Raw genomic sequence first — 21616 nt, 5'->3', positions numbered from 1 at the left:
ACGGACCGGTCGAAGGATTGACGACCGCGGGTCGGCCCCCGATTCCGCCGGGGCCCGAACCGCTACGGCCTCGGTCAGTCCTTGATCTCGCAGAGCGCGGCGCCGCTGCTGACGCTCGCGCCCACCTCGGCCTTGAGGCCGACGATGGTGCCCGACTTGTGGGCGTTCAGCGGCTGCTCCATCTTCATCGCCTCCAGGACCACGATCAGCTCGCCCTCGGCGACGACCTGGCCCTCCTCGACGGCGACCTTGACGATGGTGCCCTGCATCGGCGAGGCCAGGGTGTCACCGCTGACGGCCGAGCCGGCCTTCTTGGCGCCCACCCGGCGCTTGGCCTTGGCGGCACCCGCCGCACCGGCCGCCGGTGCCGCCGAGACGCCCAGCGAGGACGGCAGCGAGACCTCGATCCGCTTGCCGCCGACCTCGACGACCACGGTCTCCCGGGTCTCGGCCTCCTCGGCCTCGCCGGCCGAGCCCGCGAACGCCGGGATGGTGTTGTTGAACTCGGTCTCGATCCAGCGGGTGTAGACCGTGAACGGCTCGTCGCTGCCGTGCACCTCGGGCGCGAACGCCGGGTCGGTGACGACCGCCTGGTGGAACGGGATGGCGGTGGCCATGCCCTCCACCTTGAACTCGTTCAGCGCGCGCTTGGCCCGCTCCAGGGCCTGCTTGCGGTCACGGCCGGAGACGATCAGCTTGGCCAGCAGCGAGTCCCAGGCCGGGCCGATGACCGAGCCGGTCTCCACACCGGAGTCCAGGCGCACGCCCGGGCCGGACGGCGGGGCGAACAGCGTCACGGTGCCGGGCGCGGGCAGGAAGTTGCGGCCCGGGTCCTCGCCGTTGATGCGGAACTCGAAGGAGTGGCCGCGCACCTCCGGGTCGCCGTAGCCGAGCTCCTCGCCGTCGGCGATCCGGAACATCTCGCGGACCAGGTCGATCCCGGTGACCTCCTCGGTGACCGGGTGCTCCACCTGCAGACGGGTGTTGACCTCCAGGAAGGAGATCGTGCCGTCCATCGCCACCAGGAACTCGCAGGTCCCGGCGCCCTCGTAGCCGGCCTCCTTCAGGATGGCCTTCGACGCGCGGTACAGCTCGGCGTTCTGCTCCGGGGTCAGGAACGGCGCGGGCGCCTCCTCGACCAGCTTCTGGTGCCGGCGCTGCAGCGAGCAGTCACGGGTGGAGACGACCACCACGTTGCCGTGCTTGTCCGCGAGGCACTGGGTCTCCACGTGCCGCGGGTTGTCCAGGTAGCGCTCGACGAAGCACTCGCCGCGGCCGAAGGCGGCGACCGCCTCGCGCACCGCGGACTCGTACAGCTCCGGGATCTCCTCCAGCGTGCGGGCGACCTTGAGGCCGCGGCCGCCGCCGCCGAACGCCGCCTTGATGGCGACCGGCAGGCCGTGCTCCTGCGCGAACGCGACGACCTCGTCCGCACCCGAGACCGGGTCCGGGGTGCCGGCCACCAGCGGGGCGCCGGCGCGCTGGGCGACGTGACGGGCGGTGACCTTGTCACCGAGGTCGCGGATGGCCTGCGGCGGCGGGCCGATCCAGGTCAGACCCGCGTCGATGACGGCCTGGGCGAAGTCGGCGTTCTCCGACAGGAACCCGTAGCCGGGGTGGACGGCGTCGGCGCCGGCGTCCTCGGCGGCCTTGAGGACCTTGGCGATGTCGAGGTAACTGGTGCCGGGGGTGTCACCGCCCAGCGCGTAAGCCTCGTCGGCCGCGCGGACGTGCAGCGCATCCCGGTCCGGCTCGGCGTAGACGGCGACGCTGGCGATACCGGCGTCCGAGCAGGCCCGGGCGATGCGGACGGCGATTTCCCCGCGGTTGGCGATGAGCACCTTGCGCACTGTGGCTCCCTTCTTGAACCTCGTTGAGTTTATGGATTCCTGGGCAGTACCGGCGAGTAGCCCCAGGTTGTGAACTATCCCACACGCTCGGTGATGGGAATTCCGGCCCTGGACACCGTCCTTGCGGCGACCTCGCAGGTCGAGACCGGTGCGGTGGGACCGAGGCGGTCGACGGTGGGTGACCGGGGGGCGGCGTGGCGGGACGGTGTCATGGGACACACCTTCCCGCAGCCCGCTTAAGCCGTGGTCGAGGCGGCGGCGGGGCGCCGCAGCGCCTCGGCCGTCACGTCGGCGACGAGCTCCACCATGTCCGGCCCGTACGCCTCCGGGTTGACCACCCGCAGGACGAGCGCGAACGTTCCGTTCTGGCCGTACTTGCGGGCGAGTTCGCGGTGGTGGGACACCAGGTAGCGCACCCCGGCCTGGTTGGCGGTGCCGGTCTGGCCGGAGATCAGGAACACCGGCCGGCCGTCGTCCGGGGTGGCGATCCGGGCCAGCAGGGTGTGCGCCTGGTCCTGGTCGGCACGGAAGTCGCGCTCGCCCACCACGAGCACGTTGCTGCCCGGACCGGGACCGGAGGTGACCAGCACCCCCGGCAGGCCCCAGGCCAGGTGGGCGGCCATCCGGTCGTTGCTGACGGGACCGCCCAGGCACAGCTCGGTCTTGGCGCCCAGGCCGCGGTGCGCCGCGTCGTGGGCGACCAGTTCGGGCCGGGCGCCGCACTCCTCGACCAGCCCGGCCAGCCACATCAGCGCGTAGGCGTCCCGGCGGGTCACGGTGTGCGCGTGCGAACCCGTCCCGATGCTGCGGGGCACCACGATCAGGCACTCGCTGCCGGACGGCAGCCCGAGGAAGCCCCGCACCCGTTCGACCTTTCGGCGCCGCCGCAGGGCCTGGGCCAGCCAGCCCAGGCCGGCGCTGATGGCGCTGGCCACCAGGCCGAGCACCACGTTGAGCACGCTGTCGGTCATCGCCGCGTTCCCTCCCCGTTCGAACGCCGCTCAGCTTAGAGGCGCACCTGCCGGGGGCGGCAGGTTGCTTGGTCCACGGATCAGCCCCGGCCGTCAGGCCCAGAGATCGACCAGCCGGACGTCCAGGTCGGCGAGGAGCCGGCGCAGCAGCGGCAGGGACAGGCCGATGACGTTGCCCGGGTCGCCGTCGATGCCGTCGATGAACGGCGCCGAGCGGCCGTCCAGGGTGAACGCCCCGGCCACGTGCAGCGGTTCGCCGGAGGCCACGTAGGCGGCGATCTCCTCGTCGTCCGGGGTGCCGAAGCGGACGGTGGTGGAGGCGGTCGCCGAGGACTGCCGGCCGGTCACGGTGTCGATCACGCAGTGGCCGGTGCGCAGCACGCCGGCGCGGCCGCGCATCGACTGCCAGCGGGCCAGCGCCTCGGCGGCGTCGGCGGGCTTGCCGAGGGCCTTGCCGTCCAGCTCCAGGACGGAGTCGCAGCCGATCACCAGCTCGCCGCCGGTCAGTTCGGCGGCGACGGCCTTCGCCTTGGCCTCGGCCAGGACGAGGGCGAGCTCGGCGGGGGAGGCGGCACTGATCGCGTCCTCGTCGACGCCGCTGACCACCACGCGCGGGTCGAGCCCCGCCTGGCGCAGCAGCCCGAGGCGGGCGGGGGAGGCGGAGGCGAGGACGAGGGGGCGCTGGTCGGTCATGCCCACCAGGGTAGGGGGTGCCGGTGTCCGCCGTTCGGGTGAACGGCTCAGGTGAACGACCGGGCGATCATGATCAGGACGGCGCCCACCAGCACCAGGGCGGCGAGCACCTTGCCGGCCCGCTGCATCCGTTCCTGCATGCGGCGGGCCTCGGGCGAGGGCTCATCGCGGGGGTCTGACCAGAGCACCCGTCCAGAGTGCGCCGCGCGGGGGACGGGCGCCTGAGTATCCGTACTCAGGTTTCGGGCGACGCGGGCGGCTGGACGGGAACGCGGGCGGCCGATACGGCATGGCGGGCGCCCGCCCCGAGCCGAAGGGGCGCGCCGGTGCCGAAACGGAGAAGCGACCAGCGAGGTACGAGCGCCGGAGCGCCGACCGTCGGCGCCGGGTCAGAGCGCCCCGGAGGCGAGCGGGCGAATAACAGCCCCGGAGGCGAGCGGGCGAATAGCGGCGCAGGAAGTCGGACGGGCCCGACTTCCTGCGCCGGGCGCGTCAACTCAGTGCGCCCAGCCCGACGTCCGCCAGGCGTTGACGCCCGGGTGGACGGCGGGGCGGAGCAGGCGGGAGCGGTCGTTCCAGGGGGAGGCCGGGCCGACGCCGGCCTGGCGCGCCGCCTCGGCGGCGGCCTGCGCGGCGGCGGCCCGGGCCTGGACCACCGCCAGGACGGTGGCGAGCTCCTCGGGGGTCGGCTGCCCGTGCAGCACGTGGATCGGGGACATGGCTTGTTCTCTCCCGACAGGGATGGGGCCTACAGGGGGATGTTGCCGTGCTTCTTGGGCGGCAGCACCTCGCGCTTGCCGCGCAGGGCCCGCAGACCCCGGACGATGTGCCGGCGGGTCTCGCTCGGGGCGATCACCGCGTCGACGTAGCCGCGCTCGGCGGCCAGGTACGGGTTCAGCAGGGTGTCCTCGTACGAGGCGATCAGCTCGGCCCGCGTCTCCTCGACGGTGCCGGCCGCCTCGGCCTCGGCGATCTCCCGGCGGTGCAGGATGTTGACCGCGCCTTGCGCGCCCATCACCGCGATCTGCGCGGTCGGCCAGGCCAGGTTGAGGTCGGCGCCCAGGTGCTTGGAGCCCATGACGTCGTACGCGCCGCCGAAGGCCTTTCGGGTGATCACGGTGATCAGCGGGACGGTGGCCTCGGCGTAGGCGTAGATCAGCTTGGCGCCGCGGCGGATGATGCCGTCCCACTCCTGCTCGGTGCCGGGCAGGAAGCCGGGCACGTCGACGAAGGTCAGCACCGGGATGTTGAACGAGTCGCAGGTGCGGATGAAGCGCGCGGCCTTCTCGCTGGCGTTGATGTCCAGGCAGCCGGCCAGGTCTATCGGCTGGTTGCCGACGATGCCGACCGCGTGGCCCTCGACCCGGCCGAAGCCGGTGATGATGTTGCCCGCGTACAGCGGCTGGGTCTCCAGGAACTCGCCGTCGTCGACGATGTGCTCGATCACCTTGTGCATGTCGTACGGCTGGTTCGCCGAGTCCGGCACGATCGTGTCGAGTTCGAGGTCCTCGGCAGTGACCGACAGGTCGGCCTGCTCGGGGTAGGACGGCGGGTCGCTCAGGTTGTTGGAGGGCAGGTACGAGAGCAGGCTCTTGACGTACTCGACCGCCTCCTTCTCGTCCGTGGCCAGGTAGTGCGCGTTGCCGGACTTGGTGTTGTGGGTGCGGGCGCCGCCCAGCTCCTCCATGCCGACGTCCTCGCCGGTCACGGTCTTGATCACGTCCGGGCCGGTGATGAACATGTGCGAGGTCTGGTCGGCCATCACCACGAAGTCGGTGATCGCGGGGGAGTAGACCGCGCCGCCGGCGCAGGGGCCCATGATCAGCGAGATCTGCGGGATGACGCCCGAGGCGTGCACGTTGCGGCGGAAGATCTCGCCGTACAGGCCGAGCGAGACCACGCCCTCCTGGATCCGGGCGCCGCCGGAGTCGTTGATGCCGATGACCGGGCAGCCGGTCTTCAGCGCGAAGTCCATCACCTTGACGATCTTCTCGCCGAAGACCTCGCCGAGCGAACCGCCGAAGACGGTGAAGTCCTGGGCGAAGACCGCGACCTGGCGGCCGTCGACGGTGCCGTAGCCGGTCACCACGCCGTCGCCGTACGGGCGGTTCTTCTCCTGGCCGAAGTTGGTCGAGCGGTGCCGGGCGAACTCGTCGAACTCGACGAAGGAGTCCTCGTCCAGCAGCTCCACGACCCGCTCGCGGGCGGTCAGTTTGCCCTTGGCGTGCTGCTTCTCCACGGCCTTGGACGAGCCGGAGTGCACCGCCTCGTCCAGCCTGCGCCGCAGGTCGGCGAGCTTGCCGGCGGTGGTGTGGGGGTCGTACGGCGCCTCGGTCATCCGGGTGGCTCTCCCTGATCATGGGCCGCGGCCTGTTCGATTGCGCGCGGGCCGGAGTCGGGGGCTCGCGCACGAGGGCAGGGCGGCGCTGCGAACTACCGTTGGGTAGCGTAGCCAGCGCGTAGGGCTGTGCGTCATGTCCTGGCGTTATGGCCATCGACACAGTGTGTTAACGAGCGTTATGCGGGACGATGGGGCGGACTACGCCTCTAGTCTGCTGCCCATGACCGCACCCGACACTCCCCACCGCAGCGGACTGCGCGGCTTCGGCCGTACCGGACCGTCCCCCTGGACCGACCTGGACCGGCCGCCGCTGGACGAGGAGGCGCTGCGCCGGGACCTGGTCGTCCCGGGCGGGCTCTGGACCTCGCTGGACGTCGTCGCCGAGACCGGCTCCACCAACACCGACCTCGCCGAGCGGGCCCGGGCCGGTGCCCCGCAGGGCGCGGTGCTGGTCGCCGAGGCGCAGAGCGCCGCGCGCGGGCGGCTGGACCGGCAGTGGAGCGCCCCGGCCCGCTCCGGGCTGTTCCTGTCCTTCCTGCTGCGCCCCGAGGAGGTACCGGTCGAGCGGTACGGCTGGCTGCCGATCCTGGTCGGGGTGGCCGCCGCCAGCACGCTCGGCCGGGTGGCCGGGGTCGAGACCGGGCTGAAGTGGCCCAATGACCTGCAGGTGGAGATCGACGGCGCGGAGCGCAAGCTCGGCGGCATCCTCACCGAGCTCAGCGGCGGCGCGGTGGTGGCCGGGATGGGGCTGAACGTCTCGCTGCGCGCGGAGGAGCTGCCCGTCCCCACCGCCGCCTCGCTCGCCCTGGCGGGCGCCGGGACCACCGACCGCTCCGTCCTGCTGCGCGCCCTGCTGCGCGAGTTCGCCGAGCTGTACGGCGAGTGGACGACCGCGGCCGGGGACCCGCACGCGAGCGACCTGATGCGCGCGTACGTGGACCGCTGTACCACCCTGGGCCGCCGGGTGAAGGTGCACCTGCCGGGCGACCGCGAGCTGGTCGGCGAGGCGGTGGCGATCGACGGGGACGGCCGCCTGGTGGTCCGTACCGCCGACGGCGCGCGCCGGGCGGTCGGCGCGGGGGACGTGGTGCACGTCCGCCCCGAAGCCCCCTGAACGGCAGTCTTCACTTCCCCTTGACTCGGGCGGATGCCCCGGATCACGGGATTCCGTGCGAACATTCCACCTGGCAGAGGTGTGAGGCGCGCCACTGCCCGCCCGGGTGGCGGGCGGCGCGCCCGGACAGGTAGGAAACGAGGCAAGTGCGGCAACCGCACGGGGACGGACCGGTGGCAGAGGACGGCAGCGGCGGGACGGCGGGCAACCACGACCCCACGGTCGCGCTCGAACTGGAACGCCTGATCCTGGACGCGCCACGCCGCTACACCCCGTACCAGGCCGCGCGCGCCGCCGACGTCCCGATGGAGCTGGCCACCCGGTTCTGGCGGGCCATGGGCTTCCCCGACATCGGCCAGTCCCGGGCGCTCACCGACGGCGACGTGATCGCGCTGCGGCGCCTCGCCGGCCTGGTCGAGTCCGGGCTGCTCAGCGAGTCGATGGCGATCCAGGTGGCCCGTTCCACCGGCCAGACCACGGCCCGGCTGGCCGGCTGGCAGATGGACACCTTCCTGGAGAACCTCACCCAGTCCGCCGAGCCGGGGCTGACCCGCGCCGACGTCGCGTACCCGCTGGTCGAGCTGTTGCTGCCGGAACTGGAGCAGTTCCTGGTGTACGTCTGGCGGCGTCAGCTGGCCGCCGTCACCGGCCGGGTGGTGCAGGCCGCCGAGGACAACGAGATCACCAGCGGTCGGCTCGCGGTCGGCTTCGCGGACCTGGTCGGCTTCACCCGGCTGTCGCGACGGCTGGAGGAGGAGGAACTCGGCGAGCTGGTCGAGACCTTCGAGAACACCTGCTCCGACCTGATCGCCGGGCAGGGCGGCCGGGTGATCAAGACCCTCGGCGACGAGATCCTCTACGTCTCGGAGGACCCGGCGACCGCCGCCGAGATCGCGCTGAGCCTGATCGAGGCGCTGGCCGAGGACGAAACCATCCCGGCGCTACGGGTCGGCATGGCCTTCGGGACGGTCACCCAGCGGATGGGCGACGTCTTCGGCACCACGGTGAACCTGGCCAGCCGGCTCACCTCGATCGCGCCCAAGGACGCGGTGCTGATCGACGGGCAGTTCGCCGCCGCGCTGGAGCAGAACGGCAGCGTCGCCCCGGCCGACTCGGAGGGGCCGGGCCTGGCGGAGGCGCTGTCGGTGGCCGCCGGGATGCCCGCCTCCGGGCTGCCGGTGCCGGGCCCGGACGCGGGGGCCCGGTTCCACCTGCAGCCGATGTGGCGGCGGCCGGTGCGGGGGCTGGGGCTGGTCGAACCGTGGCTGCTGTCGCGGCGGCTGAGGCCGGAGTAGCGGGCGGGTGCCTCCTCCGGGAGCTCCTCCGGGGGCCTTCTTCGGGGCCTTCTTCGGGGGGCGAGTCGGGGAGGGGCTTCGGGGGTCTCCGAGGGGTACCCGAGTCCGGGGAGGGGTCTCCGAGTGGCCGAACGGTTGAAAGCCGTACGGTCCGCTGCGGGTCCATCCGGGCAAACGGGGCATAACCGAACGAAATCGCCATAGTCTTGGTGCAAGCGGCCGGACGGGTGCGATCGGCTTCGGGGGTCTGGCAGGACCGAGCACAGGGAGCGAGGCGAGCCGGTGAGCAGTGAGGCGATCATGACGGACCGCGGCTGCGACTGCGATGGCCCGCGCCACCCCGACCCGCTGCCCGACCTGCGGCTGCAGTCGGTGGTCGAACTCGCCCAGGACATGGCCGGCGCGCTCACCCCGCTGGAGGCCGTCCGGGCCGCCGCCGCCCGGGCCACCGAGGCGCTCGGCGCCACCATGGCCGCCGTCTCCGTGTGGGACCGCGAGTCCGGCCGGCTGCGGGTCCTGGTCAACCACGGGTCGCTCGCCCCCGGCGAGGAGGAGCTGCCGGAGGACGAGTCGTACCCGGTCGCGGACTTCCCGGAGATCGTGACCTACCTGGAGGAACGCTGGACCACCGGCCGCCTGCCCCGCGCCTGGCTGCAGACCGCCGAGAACGCCGAACCGCACGCCGGACATACGCACCCGGCCGCCAGCGCGTACTGCCAGGAACGCGCCGCGGCGCTGCGCCGGCGCGGGCGGGCCTGCTGCGTGGTCGCGCCGATCGTGCTGCACGGGCAGGCCTGGGGCGAGCTCTACCTCGCCCGGTCGACCGGGACGCCCGAGTTCACCCAGGCCGACGCCGACTACGCGACCCTGCTCGCCGCCCAGGTCTCGGCCGGACTCGCCCAGACCGAGCGCCTCGCCGACCTGCGTAAGCTCGCCTTCTCCGACCCGCTCACCGGCCTGGCCAACCGGCGGGCCGTCGACGCCCGGCTGGAGAGCGCGCTGGAGGCGCACAACCGGGACAACACCGTGGTCTCGCTGGTGGTCTGCGACGTCAACGGGCTGAAACGGGTCAACGACCAGCTCGGCCACGAGATGGGCGACCGGCTGCTGGAACGCTTCGCCCACCAGCTGTCGCTGGCCGCCGCCAAGCTGCCCGGCAGCCTCGCCGCCCGGCTCGGCGGGGACGAGTTCTGCCTGCTGGCGGAGGGGCAGAAGGCCGACGAGGTGGTCGCCGTCGCCGAGGAGCTGTGCGCGCGGGCACTCGCGCTGTCCGAGGGCGAGGGGGTCGCCTGCGGCGTCGCCTCCACCGGGGACTCCATCGGGCCGGTCACCACCCCCGACCGGCTCTTCCGGCTCGCCGACGCCGCCCAGTACCGGGCCAAGGCCGCGCGCGCCGCCCACCCCGTCGTCGCCGGCCGCAGCCACGGCCCCGGCTTCTCGCCCGACCCCACCGTGCTGCTCGCCGACGCCGCCGACCCGCACCACCGCGCCGACGGCCGCCGCGGCCCCGGCGGGCGGGCCGGTGCGGCGGACCGGCGGCGCTTCCGCGGCGCCGCCCACAGCGCCGACCCCGGGCAGCTGCTCACCGCCGTCCTCGCCGCCCTCGACCAGGCCGCGGCCGCCCGGGCCGTCCACCCGGCCGACACCCTCGCCAAGCTGGTCGTGGTCGCCGAGACCTCTGCCCGGCTGCTCGACGCGGTCGGCTGGTGGGTCTCCTATGTCTCGCCCGGCTCCCAGCTGATGCGCACCTCCCAGCACGCCGTCTACCGGATGACCAGCGGGCCCAGCAGCACCCGCGCCGAGACCCAGCGCGCCCAGATCGAGGCCCCGGACGCCGTCTTCGACCTCCGCCACTACCCGATGACCCGCCGCGCCGTCCGGGGCGGCGCCTTCGCGCTCCGCGCGGGCGCGGCGGGGAACGACCCGGCGGAGGAGGCCATGCTGGTCGTCTCCGGTTACCGGGGGATGGTCGCGGCCGGTGGGCAGAATGCGGCCGGGGGCTGGCTGGTGGAGCTCTTCGCCGACGACGCGACGCTGCCGTTGGGGCAGGTCGCCTGCGCGATGCGGGCACTGGTGGCGGTGGCGTTGGCGGGGGCGGCTTCGCCGCCGGCGATGTGAGGGGCCGGGGGGTGGCCGCGGGAGGTGGGCGGAATGCGGCCGGGGGCCGGCTGGTGGAGTTCTTCGCCGACGATGCGACGCTGCCGCTGAGTTGATCCGCGACTCGCCCGTACCGTAGGGCGTAATCCGCGGGCGCCGGCCGCCCCTTGGCGGCTGGGCGTTGCCTGCCGGTGCCCCGTCCGGCGGCGGGTCGGCGCCGCTTTGTGCCGGTTCGGTGACCGGGGTGTCGCGGGTGGGTCGCGGTTGGGGCGGGGGCTGCCGCGGGTGGGCGGGGCGGTGGGATGGTGGCGGGAGTGGACCGGGGAGCGGGGGTCGGCGGTGGGCGGACGGCTGGTGGGCGCGGCGGTGGCCGGGGTGCTGGTGCTCGGGGGCGGGGTGGCGACGGCCGCCCCGGCGTCGGCGGCGTCGGCGGCGTCGGTGGCCGTACCGGCGGTCCCGGCACAGGCGGGTCCGACGCCGGTCCGGGCCACACCCGTACGGACGGCCCCTGAGCGGGCGCCGCAGCTGCGGGTGGGCCTGCGGGCGCACCGGATCACGGACCATGCCGCGTCGCGGCGTACCCGGAAGGTCCGCCGCAGCGTCGTCGGGCGGGCGCTGGACGCGGTGTTCGGCTGGCTCGCCGTCGCGGCGCTGGTGGTCCTGCTGGTCGTCGTGCTGCTGGTGTACGCGGTCAGACGTCGGAACGGCCGTTAGCGGCAGGCGGGTTGAGGGCCCGTAGGGCGGCGTCGACCAGGCGGTCGGCGTGCTCGTGGGTGAGCGGGCCGAGCCGGTACTGCCAGCGGTAGTAGAGCGGGCCGTAGACCAGTTCGACGGCCAGGTCGAGGTCGGCGTCGGGGGCGAGCTGGCCGGCCTCGCGGGCGGTGCGGAGGCGGTCGCGGGTGATCTCCAGCAGCGGGTCCAGCAGGCGGGTGCGGTACTCGGCGTGCAGCGCGGGGTCGTTGAGGATCTCGGCGATGATGGCGCGGTAGGTGCGGTCGGCGCCCGGGTCGGTGAGCTCGTCGCTGGTGGGGCGCAGGACGGCCCGCAGATCGGCGGCGAGGTCGCCGGTGTCGGGGAGCGCGAGGCCGCCCTCGTGCTCGTTGACGGCGAGGAAGGCGTCGAAGACGACGGCACCCTTCGAGGGCCACCACCGGTAGATGGTCTGCTTGCCGACGCCGGCCCGGGCGGCGATCGCCTCGATGGTCAGCTTGCTGTAGCCGACTTCGGCGACGAGTTCGGTGGCGGCGGCGAGGACGGCGGCGCGTGCGCGCTCGCTGCGGCGGGCGGGGTCGGGGGCGGTTCTGGAAGCCATGGGAAAAATTCTATGCGCAACGGCGAGACGAGACGTATTGTCTTCTCAGACATTGCGAGACGGTACGTCTCGTCTCGATCGCTACCCCCGGAGGTGCCCGTGAACCGCCCCGCACACATCCTGATGGTCTCCGTTCCGGCCCATGGGCACGTCAACCCCAGCCTCGCCGTGATCACCGAGCTGGTCGCCCGGGGCCACCGGGTCAGCTACGTCAACGACCCCTCCTTCCGCGAGATCGTCGAGTCCACCGGCGCGGCCTTCGTCCCGTACCCGTCCAGGCTGCCGCTCGCCGACGACCCCGTCGGCTGGCCGGAGGACCCGGTGGCGATCCAGGACGTGTTCCTGGACGACACGCTGTCGATGTGGTCCGCTCTGCTGGAGGCCTTCGAGGGCGACCGCCCCGACCTGGTGCTCTACGACATCGCGGGCTTCGCCGGACGGGCGCTCGGCGAACGGCTGGGCGTGCCGGTGGTGCAGCTGTCCTCCAGCTTCGTCGGCTGGGACGACATCGAGGAGGAGATGGCCGCGGTCTTCGAGGCGATCCGCAACGGCCCCGGCGGCCCCGAGCACTACCGCCGGTTCGCCGACTGGCTGGCCGAGGCCGGCGCGGTGGAGCGCGACGTGGAGGCCTTCAAGAACCGGCCCGACCGGTGCATCGCGCTCGTCCCGCGCGCGCTCCAGCCCCACGCGGACCGGGTCGACGAGCGGCGCTTCAGCTTCGTCGGACCCTGCTTCGGCGACCGCTCCCACCAGGGGCGGTGGGAGCGCCCGGCGGACGCCGAGAAGGTGCTGCTGGTCTCGCTGGGCTCGGCCTTCACCCACCAGCCCGCCTTCTACCGGGCCTGCGTCGAGGCCTTCGGGGACCTGCCGGGCTGGCGCGTCGTGCTCCAGATCGGCAAGCACACCGACCTGGCCGAGCTCGGCGAGGTGCCGGACACCGTCGAGGTGCACCGCTGGGTGCCGCAGCTGTCGGTGCTCTCCCAGGCGGACGCCTTCGTCACCCACGCGGGCATGGGCGGCTCCAGCGAGGGGCTGTTCCACGCCGTGCCGATGATCGCGGTACCGCAGGCCGCCGACCAGTTCGCCAACGCGGACGCCCTGGTGCGCCTCGGCGTCGCCCGCCGGCTGGACACCGAGCAGGCCACCGCGGAGGCGCTGCGCGCCGCGCTGCTGCAGCTGGTCGGCGACCCGGCGGTGGCCGAACGGCTGACGACGCTGTCCGCCGCCGGCCGCGCCGAGGGCGGCACTCGGCGGGCTGTTGACCTGATCGAGGCCGAGCTGAAGGGTTAGCTGAAGGGTTGGCGCGGACCCCCGGGGTGCGGCGCGGATCGGGGCGTCGGAGAATCCGGATGGTGAGCAGCTGTTGTCATATCTTCATTCACCTGCTGTGATTGTGTATATGGATATGCACAGTGCTGTGGCCCCCGACGCTCCGCTGGTCCAGGTCGGCAAGGCCGACGTCAGTGCGGAGGACGTGCTGGCCGTCGCCCGGGGCAATGCCCGGGTCGAGATCGGTCCCGACGCGCTCGCCGAGATGGCGGCCGCCCGAGCGCGGATCGACGCCCTCGCGGCCGAGCCGCGCCCCGTCTACGGCGTGTCGACCGGCTTCGGCGCGCTCGCCGTCCGGCACATCAGCCCCGAGCTGCGCGCCCAGCTGCAGCGCTCGCTGGTGCGCTCGCACGCGGCCGGCATGGGCCCGGCGGTCGAGCGCGAGGTGGTCCGCGCGCTGATGTTCCTGCGGATGAAGACGCTGGCCTCCGGCCGCACCGGCGTCCGGCCGCTGGTCGCGCGGACCATGGCCGCCCTGCTCAACGCGGGCATCACCCCGGTGGTCCGCGAGTTCGGCTCGCTCGGCTGCTCCGGCGACCTCGCGCCGCTGTCGCACTGCGCGCTGGTGCTGATGGGCGAAGGCACCGCCACCGGCCCGGACGGGCAGGAGAAGCCCGTCGCCGAGCTGCTCGCCGCCGCCGGCATCGAGCCGGTCGAGCTGCTGGAGAAGGAGGGCCTGGCCCTCATCAACGGCACCGACGGCATGCTCGGCATGCTGGTGATGGCCATCGCCGACCTCAGCCGCCTGTTCACCACCGCCGACATCACCGCCGCGATGAGCCTGGAGGCGCTGCTCGGCACCGACAAGGTGCTCGCCCCCGAGCTGCACGCCCCGATCCGCCCGCACCCCGGCCAGGCGCTCAGCGCCGCCAACATGCTGGCCGTGCTCAAGGACTCCGGCCTCACCGGCCACCACCAGGACGACGCGCCGCGGGTCCAGGACGCCTACTCGATCCGCTGCGCCCCGCAGGTGGCCGGGGCCGGCCGGGACACCCTGGCGCACGCCCAGCTGGTCGCCTCGCGCGAGCTGGCCGCCTCGGTGGACAACCCGGTGGTGCTGCCGGACGGCCGGGTGGAGTCCAACGGCAACTTCCACGGCGCGCCGGTCGCCTACGTGCTGGACTTCCTCGCCATCGCGGCCGCCGACCTCGGCTCGATCTCCGAGCGCCGCACCGACCGGCTGCTCGACAAGGCCCGCTCGCACGGCCTGCCGGCCTTCCTGGCCGACGACCCGGGCGTGGACTCCGGCCTGATGATCGCCCAGTACACCCAGGCGGCGCTGGTCAGCGAGAACAAGCGGCTCGCCGTCCCGGCCTCGGTCGACTCGATCCCGTCCTCCGCGATGCAGGAGGACCACGTGTCGATGGGCTGGTCGGCGGCCCGCAAGCTGCGCCAGGCGGTGGAGAACCTCGGCCGGATCCTGGCCGTCGAACTGACCGCCGCGGCCCGCGCGCTGGAGATCCGTCAGCAGGCCGACTCGGGCGGCCGACTGGCCCCGGCCACCGCGGCCGCGCTGGCCGCCGCCCGTGAGGCGGGGGTCGGCGGCGCCGGTCGGGACCGCTTCCTCTCGCCGGACCTGGAGGCCGCCGCGGCGTTCGTCGCCTCCGGTGACCTGCTGCGCGCGGTGGAGCGGGTCACCGGGCCGCTGGCCTGAGATGGGCGCGTTGCGGGGCGGCTGGGGCTCAGTCCCAGTCGCCCCGCGGCCGGCGGTCGGCGCGGTCGCGGCGGTTGCCCAGCGCGGCGGCGAAGTTGACCCCGACGATGCCCGCCCAGCAGGCCAGCAGACCGGCGAAGCCGCCGCTTTCGGGGCTGCTCGCGATCGCGGTCAGCGGGATGCCCAAGGCCAGCGAGACCACCGCCAGGCGGTTGCCGGACCGGCCGGGGGCCCAGCCGCGGCGGTCCCGGTCCCGACTGCGGTCGCGGTCCCGGTAGGAGGGTGCGTAGTCGTCCATCCGCTCGGCGACCGAGCGGTCGACCCGGGCGTCCAGGCGGGCGTCGAGGCGCTTCATGAAGGAGTCGACGAGTTCGTCCTCGTACTCCTTGCCGAGTTCCTTGCGGGCCTGCAGGGTGGCGTCGAGGTCGCGCCGCAGGTCGTCCTGGCGAGTGTCCATGCCCTTAGCCTGGGGCCGCCGCAGAGCCCGGTCCATCCGTTCGCGGGGGGAATCCGGGCGCGCTCAGGGGGAAATCAGGGTTACCCCGAACCCCGCCGGTCCGGGCGGGACCGCTGTCCGAACTCCGGGACGTCTCAAGGGACGTTCCGTCGTACGAGACGGCTTTGCCAGGCGCGCCGCGCTGCTGCACAGTCGTCGTCCGAACCGCTCGCATCCGGAGGTACCGCTATGACCGCCACCGACGAGGCCGGCACCGTCGGCGCCTCCGCCCGCCTGCTGCAGCTGTTCGAAGGGCACCGGCTGACGCCCACCCAGCGGCGGATCGCGCACTCGCTGGTCCGGCACGCCACCGAGGCGCCGTTCCTGTCCAGCGTCGAGGTGGCCGAGCTCGCCGGGGTCAGCCAGCCCTCAGTCACCCGCTTCGCGGTCGCGCTCGGGTACGACGGCTACCCGGCACTGCGCAAGCAGCTTCGCGAACTCGGCGCGGGCGAGCCGGCCGCGCCGGAGACCCCGGCCGACGCGGTGCGCAACGAGCACCAGCAGGCCGTGCTCGCCGAGATCGAGCACCTGCGCCACCTCGCCGAACTGCTCGCCGACCCCGAGCCGATCACCCGGGCCGCCCGGCTGCTCGCCGCCTCCCGTCCGCTGCCGGTGCTCGGCCTGCGGGCCGCCTCCGCGCAGGCGCGCGGCTTCGCGTACTTCGCGTCCAAGGTGCACCCGGACATCCGGCTGCTGGACGAGGGCGGCAGCATGCTCGCCGACCGGCTGGAACAGGCCGCGGCGGCGGGTGCCACCGCGCTGCTCTGCTTCGCGTTGCCGCGCTACCCGCGGGAGTTGATGGACGCGCTGGCGGTGGCCCGCGAGTGCGGACTGACCGTGCTCACCGTGGCCGACAGCGCCTTCTCGCCGGTCGCCAAGCTCTCCGACCTGATGCTGCCGGCGGCCGTCGGGACCGGGCTGGTCTTCGACACCGCCTGCGCGCCGATGATGCTCGGCCGGGTGCTGCTGCAGACCATGTGCGACGAACTCCCGGGCGCCGAGGCGCGGTTGGAGGCGATCGAGCAGTCGGCGGCGGCCCGGGGTCTGTTCCTGGAATAGTGCCTGGGGAGTACTCGGCACGAACCCGGGCATCCCCTACTGCAGGGGGTGCCGCCCATGCGCGTGATCCACGAGATGAAGTTCGTCGCCCGCCTGGCCTCGGGTGCTGACGAATGGTCCTGCCCCACCTGCGGACGCCGCGTCACCCTGCGGCGCCTGCCCGATCCCGAACTGACCGTCCTCGACCCGGGCGACGAGTCCGCCGTGCACGTCGGCGTCATCGAACCCGACGCCCGTGCCGCCGAGGCCGCCGAGAGGTACGGCCTCGGGCCCGTCCAGAACATCCCCCGCCCGCCGTCCCCGCCCGCCCCTGATGCCGCCGACCGCCGCTGGCTGGCCGAGATCGGCATCGACTGGGACGGCGGTGACGCTGCGGCGTGAGTCAGCGGTGGGAGGCGTACAGGGGGAGACCGGAGGTGTCCAGCTCGGCGGGCAGCGGCGAGGGCAGCGGGACGGGCTCGCCGTACTTGCCGTGCAGGACGCCCTGGTACTCGCCGTCGCGGGGGTGGGTGTGGAGTGTCCAGGCGCCCTCGCGGGGGTCGACCGCGAGGAGGACTGGCACGCCTGCGATCGCGTACCAGTTGGTCTTGGCCGCAATGAAGCTGACTCGCTCAGAGGTGGAGATGACCTCCACGGCGAGCTCGACATCGTGCGGGTCGGCCAGGCAGTTGTCGTCGTCCTCCCAGTCGGACGGCAGGACGACCAGATCTGGCGTCGCGTAGTCCTCCGCGTTGTCCGGCATGTTGATCGACGAGACCTCGTAGGCGCCGAGGCTGACCGGGAGCCCGGCGTCGAGCTGGCGGGACAGGCGCTTGACGGTCCCCGCGTGCTTGCCGCGAGGGGTCGGGGACATCACCAGGGTTCCTCCGATGATCTGGACACGGAGGCCGGTGCTCCGCTCGATCTCCTCCGCCACATCCCGGAGTCTGCCGGGCCGCACGCCGATGGCCGTCATCCTGTCCTCCGTTCCCTGGCGCTGGGCCGAGTGGCTGGTGTTCGCCGGGTTCAGGCTAGCGCGCGAACCCGCTTCGCGGCGTGGCTGATCGGATTGGCTCGATCGGTTTCAGGGTCTGGTCGAAAGCTGGCTGTTTAGATATATTCAGCCGGACCGAGCTTGAATGAATCCATCCGCAGGGAGGCCGGGACATGGTGCAGCAGACGAGCGGACCGCGAGAGGTGCGTGCGGCGCGCGGGACGGGACTCACGACGCAGGGGTGGCAGCAGGAGGCCGCCCTGCGGATGCTGATGAACAACCTCGACCCCGAGGTGGCCGAGCACCCGTCGAAGCTGGTGGTCTACGGCGGCACCGGCAAGGCCGCCCGTGACTGGCGCTCCTTCGACGCGATGGTGAAGACGCTGCAGGGGCTGAAGCAGGACGAGACCATGCTGGTCCAGTCCGGCCGGCCGGTCGGCGTGATGCAGACCCACGAGTGGGCGCCGCGCGTGCTCATCGCCAACTCCAACCTGGTCGGCGACTGGGCCAACTGGGAGGAGTTCCGCCGCCTGGAGAGCCTCGGGCTCACCATGTACGGCCAGATGACCGCCGGCTCCTGGATCTACATCGGCACCCAGGGCATCCTCCAGGGCACCTACGAGACCTTCGCCGCCGTCGCCAACAAGCGCTTCAACGGCACGCTGGAGGGCACCATCACCCTCACCGCCGGCCTCGGCGGGATGGGCGGCGCCCAGCCGCTGGCCGTCACCATGAACGGCGGCGTGGCGATCTGCATCGACTGCGACCCGTCCCGCATCTCCCGCCGGATCGAGCACCGCTACCTGGACGTCGAGGCCAAGGACCTCTCCCACGCCCTGGAGCTCGCCACCGCCGCCCGCGACAAGCGGCAGCCGCTCTCCATCGGCGTGCTGGGCAACGCCGCCGAGCTGGTCCCGCAGCTGCTCGCGATGGACGCGCCGATCGACATCGTCACCGACCAGACCAGCGCCCACGACCCGCTCAGCTACCTGCCCCTCGGCGTCGCCTTCGAGGACATGGCCGACTACGCGGCCGCCAAGCCCGCCGAGTTCACCCAGCGCTCGCGCGAGTCGATGGCCAGGCACGTCGAGGCGATGGTCGGCTTCCTGGACCGCGGCGCCGAGGTCTTCGACTACGGCAACTCGATCCGCGGCGAGGCCCAGCTGGCCGGCTACGACCGCGCCTTCGCCTTCCCCGGCTTCGTCCCGGCGTACATCCGCCCGCTGTTCTGCGAGGGCAAGGGCCCGTTCCGCTGGGCGGCGCTGTCCGGCGACCCGCAGGACATCCACAAGACCGACAAGGCCGTCCTCGACCTCTTCCCGGAGAACGAGTCGCTGGCCCGCTGGATCAAGATGGCCCAGGAGAAGGTGCACTTCCAGGGCCTGCCCGCGCGCATCTGCTGGCTCGGCTACGGCGAGCGCGACAAGGCCGGCGAGCGCTTCAACGACATGGTCGCCTCCGGTGAGCTGTCCGCCCCGATCGTGATCGGCCGCGACCACCTGGACTGCGGCTCGGTGGCCTCCCCGTACCGGGAGACCGAGGCGATGCTGGACGGCTCGGACGCGATCGCCGACTGGCCGCTGCTCAACGCCATGGTCAACGTGGCCTCCGGCGCCTCCTGGGTGTCCATCCACCACGGCGGCGGCGTCGGCATCGGCCGCTCGATCCACGCCGGCCAGGTCACCGTCGCCGACGGCACCGCGCTGGCCGGGGAGAAGATCCGCCGGGTGCTCACCAACGACCCGGGCATGGGCGTCATCCGGCACGTGGACGCCGGCTACGACCGGGCCACCGAGGTCGCCGCCGAGCGCGGGGTCCGCGTCCCGATGGGCGAGCTGTGACCTCATCGTTCGAAGAGATGTGGGCGGAGCTGCTCCCCGTGGGCCGCTCCGCCTCCTCCGGCGGCTACCGCCGCTTCGCCTGGAACTCCGCCGACGCCGAGTGCCGCGCCTGGTTCGAGCAGCAGGCCCGCAGCCGCGGTCTGACGTACGAGCTGGACCGCAACGGCAACCAGTGGGCCTGGCTGGGCGACCCGACCGCGCACGGGGCGGTCGTCACCGGCTCGCACCTGGACTCCGTCCCGGACGGCGGCGCCTTCGACGGGCCGCTCGGGGTGGTCTCCTCCTTCGCCGCGCTGGACGAACTCCGCGCCAGGGGAGCCGAGTTCACCCGGCCGCTGGCGATCGTCAACTTCGGTGACGAGGAGGGCGCCCGGTTCGGCGTGGCCTGCATCGGCTCCCGGCTGACCGCCGGGGTGCTCTCCCGCGAGGACGCGTACGAGCTGCGTGACGCCGACGGCCTGCGGCTGCCCGACGCGATGGAGAAGGCCGGCTACGACCCGACCGCGATCGGCGCGGACGACGAGCGGCTGGCCCGGATCGGCGCCTTCGTCGAACTCCACGTCGAGCAGGGCCGCCACCTCACCGAGGGGCAGCCGGTCGGCGTGGCCAGCGCGATCTGGCCGCACGGCCGGTGGCGGTTCGACTTCCACGGCGAGGCCAACCACGCCGGCACCACCCGGATCGAGGACCGCCGCGACCCGATGCTGACCTTCGCCAACACCGTGCTCGCCGCCCGCAAGAAGGCGAAGCTCGCGGGCGCGCTGGCCACCTTCGGCAAGGTCGCGGTCGAGCCCAACGGCACCAACGCGATCGCCTCGCTGGTGCGCGGCTGGCTGGACTCCCGGGCCGCCGACGAGGCCACCCTCACCGAGCTGGTCGCCGAGATCGAGCGGGCCGCCGCCGAGCGCGGCGGGCGCGACGGCGTCCGGGTCGAGCTGACCCGCGAGTCCTACACCCCGGTGGTGGACTTCGACGGCCCGCTGCGCGACCGGCTCGCCAAGCTGCTGGACGCCCCGGTGCTGCCCACCGGCGCTGGACACGACGCCGGCATCCTGGCGTCCGCGGTCCCGACCGCCATGTTGTTCGTGCGCAACCCCACCGGCGTCTCGCACTCCCCGGCCGAACGCGCCGAGGAGGCCGACTGCCTGGCCGGGGTCGCCGCCCTCGCCGACGTACTGGAGGACCTGGCGTGCCACTGACCGCATCGACCCCGGTGACCTACTGGGCGCAGTACGCGTGGCTGCCGCACGACGACGGGCCGGTGGTCGGGCAGGACGTGCTGATCGCCACCGGCCCCGACGGCCGGATCACCTCCGTGACCCCGGACAGCGGTCCCTGCCCGCCCGGCGCCGTCCGCCTCGACGGCCTGCTGGTGCCCGGCCAGGCCAACGCCCACTCGCACGCCTTCCACCGGGCGCTGCGCGGGCACGTGCAGGTCGGCTCCGGGACGTTCTGGACCTGGCGCGACACCATGTACCGGTTCGCCGGCGCGCTCGACCCGGACACCTACCTGGAGCTCGCCACCGCCGTCTACGCCGAGATGGCGCTCGCCGGGATCACCGCCGTCGGCGAGTTCCACTACCTGCACCACGCGCCCGGCGGCGCCCGCTACACCGACCCGAACGCGATGGGCGAGGCGCTGATCGAGGCCGCCGCCCTGGCCGGCATCCGGATCACCCTGCTGGACACCTGCTACCTGTCCTCCGGCTTCGGCGCCGAACCGACGCACCCGCAGCTTCGGTTCAGCGACGGCGACGCCGAGGCCTGGGCGGTACGGGCGGACGCGCTCAAGCCCCGCGAGCACGCCCGGATCGGCGCCGCCATCCACTCGGTCCGGGCCGTCCCGGCCGAGCAGCTGAGCACCGTCGCGCACTGGGCGGCGATGCGCAAGGCCCCGCTGCACGTCCACCTGTCCGAGCAGACCGCCGAGAACGATGCCTGCCTCGCCGCGCACGGCGTCACCCCGACCCGGCTGCTCGCCGACCACGGCGCGCTCGGCCCGCGCACCTCGGCCGTGCACGCCACCCACCTCACCGACGAGGACGTCAGGCTCCTCACCGACTCCTCCACCATCGTCTGCATGTGCCCCACCACCGAACGGGACCTCGCGGACGGCATCGGCCCGGCCCGCCGGCTGGCCTCGGCGGGCAGCCCGATCACCCTGGGCAGCGACAGCCACGCGGTGATCGACCCGTTCGAGGAGGCCCGCGCGCTGGAGCTGAACGAGCGGCTGCGCACGCAGACCCGTGGCCACTGGACGGCGAAGGCACTGCTGCGGGCCGGCACCGAGGACGGCCACGCCTCGCTCGGCTGGCCCGAGGCCGGGCGGATCGAGGCCGGGGCGCTCGCCGACTTCACGGCGATCGCGCTGGACACCGTCCGTACGGCGGGCCCGCCGCCCCGGCTCGGCGCCGAGATCGCCGTCTTCGCGGCCTCGGCGGCGGACGTGCGGCACGTGGTGGTCGGCGGGCGGCACGTCGTCCGGGACGGCGTGCACCAGCTGGTGGCCGACGTGCCGGGGGCGCTGCGCTCCGCGATCGGCGCGCTGGACTGCTGACCCCTGTTTCCCAACTCCCCTCGGAAGGCGTTGT

General features: G+C 73.4%; 19 protein-coding genes and 1 pseudogene. 11 read left to right on the top strand and 9 right to left on the bottom strand.

Going from position 1 to position 21616, the window contains the following annotated elements:
• Positions 1-74: 74 nt before the first annotated feature.
• From ACZ3UD_RS02565 to ACZ3UD_RS02540, 6 genes are all read right to left on the bottom strand, one after another.
• Entirely contained in the window at positions 75-1850 is a 1776-nt protein-coding gene (locus ACZ3UD_RS02565; protein ID WP_465581460.1) for an acetyl/propionyl/methylcrotonyl-CoA carboxylase subunit alpha, read from the bottom strand.
• Positions 1851-2086: 236 nt separating this feature from the next.
• Positions 2087-2821 carry a hypothetical protein gene (locus tag ACZ3UD_RS02560; RefSeq protein WP_465581458.1) on the bottom strand — a complete coding sequence of 245 codons (735 nt, stop codon included), beginning with the start codon at positions 2819-2821 and terminating at the stop codon, positions 2087-2089.
• A 93-nt stretch (positions 2822-2914) separates the two neighbouring features.
• Positions 2915-3514, bottom strand: a complete 600-nt coding sequence (locus ACZ3UD_RS02555) for a nucleoside triphosphate pyrophosphatase (protein WP_465581456.1) — start codon at positions 3512-3514, stop codon at positions 2915-2917.
• A gap of 47 nt (positions 3515-3561) precedes the next feature.
• Positions 3562-3702 carry a morphogenic membrane protein MmpB gene (gene mmpB / locus ACZ3UD_RS02550; RefSeq protein WP_380610560.1) on the bottom strand — a complete coding sequence of 47 codons (141 nt, stop codon included), beginning with the start codon at positions 3700-3702 and terminating at the stop codon, positions 3562-3564.
• 309 nt (positions 3703-4011) lie between these two features.
• Positions 4012-4233 (bottom strand): acyl-CoA carboxylase subunit epsilon, encoded by a 222-nt coding sequence (locus ACZ3UD_RS02545; RefSeq protein ID WP_387616863.1) that lies wholly within the window; start codon positions 4231-4233, stop codon positions 4012-4014.
• A gap of 29 nt (positions 4234-4262) precedes the next feature.
• Entirely contained in the window at positions 4263-5852 is a 1590-nt protein-coding gene (locus ACZ3UD_RS02540) for an acyl-CoA carboxylase subunit beta (protein WP_465581453.1), read from the bottom strand.
• Positions 5853-6075: 223 nt separating this feature from the next.
• Between ACZ3UD_RS02540 and ACZ3UD_RS02535 the strand changes: the two genes are divergently transcribed.
• From ACZ3UD_RS02535 to ACZ3UD_RS02520, 4 genes and pseudogenes are all read left to right on the top strand, one after another.
• The gene (locus ACZ3UD_RS02535; RefSeq protein ID WP_465581451.1) at positions 6076-6969 is read left to right on the top strand and encodes a biotin--[acetyl-CoA-carboxylase] ligase; all 894 of its coding nucleotides are present in this window, start codon (positions 6076-6078) and stop codon (positions 6967-6969) included.
• Between the two features lie 173 nt (positions 6970-7142).
• Entirely contained in the window at positions 7143-8264 is a 1122-nt protein-coding gene (locus ACZ3UD_RS02530) for an adenylate/guanylate cyclase domain-containing protein (RefSeq protein ID WP_465581449.1), read from the top strand.
• A gap of 393 nt (positions 8265-8657) precedes the next feature.
• Positions 8658-9815: pseudogene (locus ACZ3UD_RS02525) on the top strand (GGDEF domain-containing protein); the annotation flags it as partial.
• Between the two features lie 885 nt (positions 9816-10700).
• A complete protein-coding gene (locus ACZ3UD_RS02520) occupies positions 10701-11075 on the top strand; it encodes a hypothetical protein (RefSeq protein WP_465581447.1) in 375 nt (124 codons plus the stop codon).
• Here the strand turns inward: ACZ3UD_RS02520 and ACZ3UD_RS02515 are convergent.
• The gene (locus ACZ3UD_RS02515) at positions 11053-11673 is read right to left on the bottom strand and encodes a TetR/AcrR family transcriptional regulator (protein ID WP_465581445.1); all 621 of its coding nucleotides are present in this window, start codon (positions 11671-11673) and stop codon (positions 11053-11055) included. The genes ACZ3UD_RS02520 and ACZ3UD_RS02515 overlap by 23 nt on opposite strands.
• A gap of 123 nt (positions 11674-11796) precedes the next feature.
• Here ACZ3UD_RS02515 and ACZ3UD_RS02510 point away from each other — a divergent pair, with 123 nt between their 5' ends.
• Entirely contained in the window at positions 11797-12963 is a 1167-nt protein-coding gene (locus ACZ3UD_RS02510; protein WP_465582049.1) for a macrolide family glycosyltransferase, read from the top strand.
• Between the two features lie 115 nt (positions 12964-13078).
• A complete protein-coding gene (gene hutH, locus ACZ3UD_RS02505) occupies positions 13079-14656 on the top strand; it encodes a histidine ammonia-lyase (RefSeq protein WP_465582047.1) in 1578 nt (525 codons plus the stop codon).
• 28 nt (positions 14657-14684) lie between these two features.
• On the opposite strand, the gene ACZ3UD_RS02500 is transcribed toward hutH, so the two are convergent.
• The gene (locus ACZ3UD_RS02500; protein WP_465581443.1) at positions 14685-15113 is read right to left on the bottom strand and encodes a hypothetical protein; all 429 of its coding nucleotides are present in this window, start codon (positions 15111-15113) and stop codon (positions 14685-14687) included.
• A 228-nt stretch (positions 15114-15341) separates the two neighbouring features.
• On the opposite strand from ACZ3UD_RS02500, the gene ACZ3UD_RS02495 reads away from it, so the two are divergent.
• On the top strand, positions 15342-16211 hold the full coding sequence (locus tag ACZ3UD_RS02495; RefSeq protein ID WP_465581441.1) for a MurR/RpiR family transcriptional regulator: 870 nt from the start codon (positions 15342-15344) through the stop codon (positions 16209-16211).
• A 57-nt stretch (positions 16212-16268) separates the two neighbouring features.
• The gene (locus tag ACZ3UD_RS02490) at positions 16269-16592 is read left to right on the top strand and encodes a hypothetical protein (RefSeq protein WP_465581439.1); all 324 of its coding nucleotides are present in this window, start codon (positions 16269-16271) and stop codon (positions 16590-16592) included.
• Between the two features lies 1 nt (position 16593).
• Here the strand turns inward: ACZ3UD_RS02490 and ACZ3UD_RS02485 are convergent, their stop codons facing one another.
• On the bottom strand, positions 16594-17166 hold the full coding sequence (locus ACZ3UD_RS02485; RefSeq protein WP_465581437.1) for a Uma2 family endonuclease: 573 nt from the start codon (positions 17164-17166) through the stop codon (positions 16594-16596).
• A gap of 191 nt (positions 17167-17357) precedes the next feature.
• Between ACZ3UD_RS02485 and hutU the strand changes: the two genes are divergently transcribed.
• The 3 genes from hutU to ACZ3UD_RS02470 are packed head-to-tail and all read left to right on the top strand — an operon-like array spanning position 17358 to position 21582.
• The gene (gene hutU, locus ACZ3UD_RS02480; RefSeq protein ID WP_465581435.1) at positions 17358-19025 is read left to right on the top strand and encodes a urocanate hydratase; all 1668 of its coding nucleotides are present in this window, start codon (positions 17358-17360) and stop codon (positions 19023-19025) included.
• A gap of 17 nt (positions 19026-19042) precedes the next feature.
• Positions 19043-20224, top strand: coding sequence for an allantoate amidohydrolase (locus ACZ3UD_RS02475; protein WP_465582045.1), 1182 nt, complete (start codon positions 19043-19045; stop codon positions 20222-20224).
• On the top strand, positions 20215-21582 hold the full coding sequence (locus ACZ3UD_RS02470) for a formimidoylglutamate deiminase (RefSeq protein WP_465581433.1): 1368 nt from the start codon (positions 20215-20217) through the stop codon (positions 21580-21582). Before ACZ3UD_RS02475 ends, ACZ3UD_RS02470 begins: the two co-directional genes overlap by 10 nt.
• The last annotated feature ends 34 nt before the right edge of the window (positions 21583-21616 follow it).

Source organism: Kitasatospora sp. NPDC023118, assembly GCF_055560875.1.
Note: the sequence above shows the minus strand (reverse complement) of the source record. Positions and strands in the feature narration are given on the sequence as shown.